Raw genomic sequence first — 4,062 nt, 5'->3', positions numbered from 1 at the left:
ACCACGGCCTGCGCCGCCCCCACGGTCGCGCCGCTGCCGTCCACCGCACCGCCCAGGTCGTTGACCAGCACCTTCGCGCCGCGCGCCGCCAGCGCCAGTGCGTGCTGGCGGCCCAGGCCGCCGCCCGCGCCCGTCACGATGGCCACGCGGCCCTTGAAATCGATTGCCATGGGTTTCTCTCTCCTGTGGGCCCCGCGGGCCAGTGAATGGTTTTGCAAAAGCGGCCGTGCAATGTGCTGCAATCGGCCCAGCACGAATTCTGATCGAGCCCCCACCGCATGGCCATGCCCCACCGTCCCGATGACGACATCACCCTTCGCAAGCTGCACATCCTGCGGGTCTTCCTGGAGGCCGGCAATCTCGCGCGCGCGGCGGAGAGCCTGGACATCAGCGCGGTCAGCGTGCACCGCGCCCTGCACTCGCTGGAGGACGCGCTGCGCTGCCCCCTGTTCCGCCACGAAGGCCGCCACCTGCACCCCACCGAGGCCGCCCACCACCTGGCGGAGGTCGCGCGCGAGCTGCTGGGCACGCTGGCCGAGGGCATCCGCTCCACGCGGGCGGTGGCCGGGTATTCGTCCGACCGCATCCGCATCGGATCGCTCTATTCGCTGACCAGCCGCACGGTGCCCACCCTCGTGATGGGCATGAAGCGGCGCCTGCCCGAACTGCAGACCGAACTGGTGCTGGGCTCGGACGCCGACCTGCGGCAGAAGCTGCGCAACGGCGCCATCGATGCCGCGCTGATGGGCTCGTCCGGCGATATGCCCAACCTCGAGTGCGAGCCCCTGTTCGAGGACGACATCCACTTCGCCGCGCCAGCCGACTCGCCCTACCCGCCCGACCAGCCCATCGACTTGGCCGCCTGCGCCAGCGAGCGCTTCGTCAGCCTCACGGAAGGCTTCGTGACCTACCAGGGATTCATGGAGACTTTCCGGGTGGCCGGCTTCACCCCCGACGTGGTGATGCAGACCGAGGACATCTTCTCGCTGATGAACCTGGTGAGCGGCGGCGTGGGCTGCACCCTGCTGCCCGGTCGGGTGCGTGGCGTGCTGCCGCCCAACGTGCGGCTCATCGCGCTGCAGCCGCGCTACCGCATGCGCCAGACCATCGCGCTGCACTTCCTGCGCACCCGCGAGCGCGACCCCAACCTGCTCGCCCTGCTGGCGGTCTGCCGCACCGCCAAGGCGGCGCTGTCCTGAGCCACCCTGCCAACCTTCTGGGGCAGCCCCTACGGGGGTAACCCTGGATCGTTTCGATTAGCGTAAGTGTCGGCACACCGCTGGCATTGATCCGCACCGCCCGGCTGCGTATCGTCCCCTGCAAGAACAAAGCCCCGCATCCATGAGCACAGCCACCGGCATGTGCCACCGCGGGGCACCACGGACAGGAGACAAATTCAATGACTTCCCACTGGATATCCATCTGCGCGCTCGCCAGCATGTTCGTCATCGCCACCGTACTGCCCATCAACATGGGCGTCATCGCCTTCGTCGGGGCCTTCCTGGTCGGCACGCTCGTGGCCGGCATGAATGCCAAGGCCATCATGGCGGGATTTCCTGCGGACCTGTTCCTGACGCTGGTGGGCATCACCTACCTGTTCGCGCTGGCGCAGAACAACGGCACGATCGACTGGCTGGTCAAGCTGGCGGTGCGCGCGGTGCGTGGGCGCATCGCGGCGATCCCGTGGATCATGTTCTTCATCGCCGCGGCGCTCACGGGCGTGGGGGCCGTCAGCCCGGCGGCGGTCGCCATCATCGCGCCCATCGCACTGGGCTTCGCGGCCAAGTACGGCATCAACCCGCTGATGATGGGTCTTCTCGTCATCCACGGCGCGCAGGGCGGCGGCTTCTCGCCGATCAGCATCTACGGCGGCATCACCAACAAGATCGTGGCCACGGCCGGCCTGCCGCTGAACCCCATCGCCACCATGGCGGCCAGCCTCGCGGTGAACCTGGCCGTGGCCATGGCGCTGTTCGTGGCCATGGGCGGGCTGAAGCTGGCGCGCCAGCGCACCGGGGCCCGCAACACCCCGTTCGACCTGCCGCAGGTGGCCCACGGCCAGGGCGGCGCCCAGGTCTATGGCAACGCCGAGGGCGACTCCCTGGCCGAGGAGCGCCGCACCGCCGCCCAGACCGACGACTCGCTCATGAACGCCGCCCCTTCCGCGCCGCAAGCGGAGGGTGCGCGCTGGTACCAGGCGGTCACCGTCATCGGTCTGCTCACCCTGGCCGTGCTGACGCTGTTCTTCAAGCAGGACATCGGCTTCGTCTCCATCACCATCGGCCTGCTGCTCACGCTGATGGCGCCCAACCTGCAAAAGCGCGCGCTCGGCCAGGTGTCGTGGCCCGAGATCATGCTGATCGTGGGCGTCAGCACCTTCGTGGGTGTGATGGACAAGATGGGCACCATCGACTTCGTGGGCCACAGCGTGGCCGCGCTCACCTCGCCGCTGATGGCGGCGCTGCTGCTGTGCTTCGTCGGCGCGGTGGTCTCGGCCTTCGCCTCGTCCACGGCGGTGCTGGGCTCGCTGATCCCGCTGGCCGTGCCGTTCCTGCAAGGCGGCGGCTCGGGCGATGCCGGCGTGGGCGCGGTGGGGTTCATCGCGGCCATGGCCGTGTCGTCCACCATCGTCGATGTGAGCCCCTTCTCCACCAACGGCGCGCTGGTGCTGGCCAATGCGCGCGGCGTCAACCGCGAGGTGTTCTTCCGCCAGCTCATGGTGTATGGCGCCGCTGTCACACTGATCGCACCCGTGGTGGTGTGGCTGCTGTTCGTCGTGCTCTGACCGACCGCCAGCCCCTGCCCGTCCAATCTTCCAACCCACCACAAACTCCCATGAACCCCAGAGACTGGAACACCCGCGCGGACCGCCGCGCCGCCCGGCTCGCGCGGGCCGACCGCGCGCTGGCTGCGCACGGCATGCCGCTGGCCGGCAAACGGGTCGATGCCGCCGCCATCGGCACGCTGCTCGAAGCCGTGCTGGAGCCCGGCGACCGCGTCTGCCTCGAAGGCAACAACCAGAAGCAGGCCGACTTCCTGGCCGATGCGCTGGTGCAGGTCGATCCGGCGCGCGTGCACCACCTGCACATGGTGCAGTCGGTGCTGGCGCTGCCGCAGCACCTGGACGTGTTCGAGAACGGCATCGCCTCGCGGCTCGATTTCAGCTTCTCGGGCCCGCAGAGCGCGCGCATCGCGCGGCTGGTGTCGGCCGGGCGCATCGAGATCGGCGCCATCCACACCTACCTGGAGCTGTTCGCGCGCTACTTCATCGACCTCACGCCGCAGGTCGCGCTGATCGCCGCGCAGGCGGCCGATGCCGAGGGCAACCTCTACACCGGGCCCAACACCGAGGACACGCCCGCCATCGTGGAGGCCACAGCCTTCTCGGGCGGCATCGTGATCGCACAGGTCAACGAGATGGTGGACGGCCGCACCACCACGCTGCCGCGCGTGGACATCCCGGCCGGCTGGGTGAGCTTCGTCGTGCAGGCCCCGCGCCCGCACTTCATCGAGCCGCTGTTCACGCGCGATCCGGCGCAGATCAGCGAGATCCAGGTGCTCATGGCCATGATGGCGATCAAGGGCATCTACGGCGAGTACGGCGTGCAGCGCCTGAACCACGGCATCGGCTTCGACACCGCCGCGATCGAACTGCTGCTGCCCACCTACGGCGAGTCGCTGGGCCTCAAGGGCAAGATCGCCCGGCACTGGGCGCTCAACCCGCACCCGGCGCTGATCCCGGCCATCGAGGCGGGCTGGGTGGAATCGGTGCACTCCTTCGGCTCCGAGCTGGGCATGGAGGACTACATCCGCGCGCGCTCGGACGTGTTCTTCACCGGGCCGGACGGCAGCCTGCGCAGCAACCGCGCCTTCTGCCAGGCCGCTGGGCACTATGCCTGCGACCTGTTCATCGGCTCCACCCTGCAGATCGACCTGGACGGCAACAGCTCCACCGCCACCCTGGGGCGCATCGCGGGCTTCGGCGGCGCGCCCAACATGGGGGGCCGATGCGCGCGGTCGGCGCCATGCCAGCCCCGCCTGGCTCAAGGCCGGCGCGCAGGC

At 69.4% G+C, this 4,062-nt stretch carries 2 protein-coding genes and 2 pseudogenes; 3 read left to right on the top strand and 1 reads right to left on the bottom strand.

From position 1 onward, the window contains the following. A pseudogene (locus AC27IO_RS21430) lies at positions 1 to 170 on the bottom strand (3-hydroxyacyl-CoA dehydrogenase); the annotation flags it as partial. A 114-nt stretch (positions 171 to 284) separates the two neighbouring features. On the opposite strand from AC27IO_RS21430, the gene AC27IO_RS21425 reads away from it, so the two are divergent. The 3 genes and pseudogenes from AC27IO_RS21425 to AC27IO_RS21415 all read left to right on the top strand — a co-directional run. Continuing rightward, a complete protein-coding gene (locus AC27IO_RS21425; RefSeq protein ID WP_498740661.1) occupies positions 285 to 1,199 on the top strand; it encodes a LysR family transcriptional regulator in 915 nt (304 codons plus the stop codon). 200 nt (positions 1,200 to 1,399) lie between these two features. Continuing rightward, a complete protein-coding gene (locus tag AC27IO_RS21420; protein ID WP_284428799.1) occupies positions 1,400 to 2,785 on the top strand; it encodes an SLC13 family permease in 1,386 nt (461 codons plus the stop codon). Positions 2,786 to 2,835: 50 nt separating this feature from the next. After that, positions 2,836 to 4,062 (top strand): annotated as a pseudogene (locus AC27IO_RS21415) (malonate decarboxylase subunit alpha); the annotation flags it as partial.

It is taken from the genome of Acidovorax sp. KNOB132 (assembly GCF_057541515.1).
Note: the sequence above shows the minus strand (reverse complement) of the source record. Positions and strands in the feature narration are given on the sequence as shown.

What these genes read in the sequence shown, in the direction of transcription:
- AC27IO_RS21420 (WP_284428799.1), top strand. Translation starts at nt 1,400, where the DNA reads ATGACTTCCCACTGGATATCCATCTGCGCGCTCGCCAGCATGTTCGTC.
- AC27IO_RS21425 (WP_498740661.1), top strand. Translation starts at nt 285, where the DNA reads ATGCCCCACCGTCCCGATGACGACATCACCCTTCGCAAGCTGCACATC.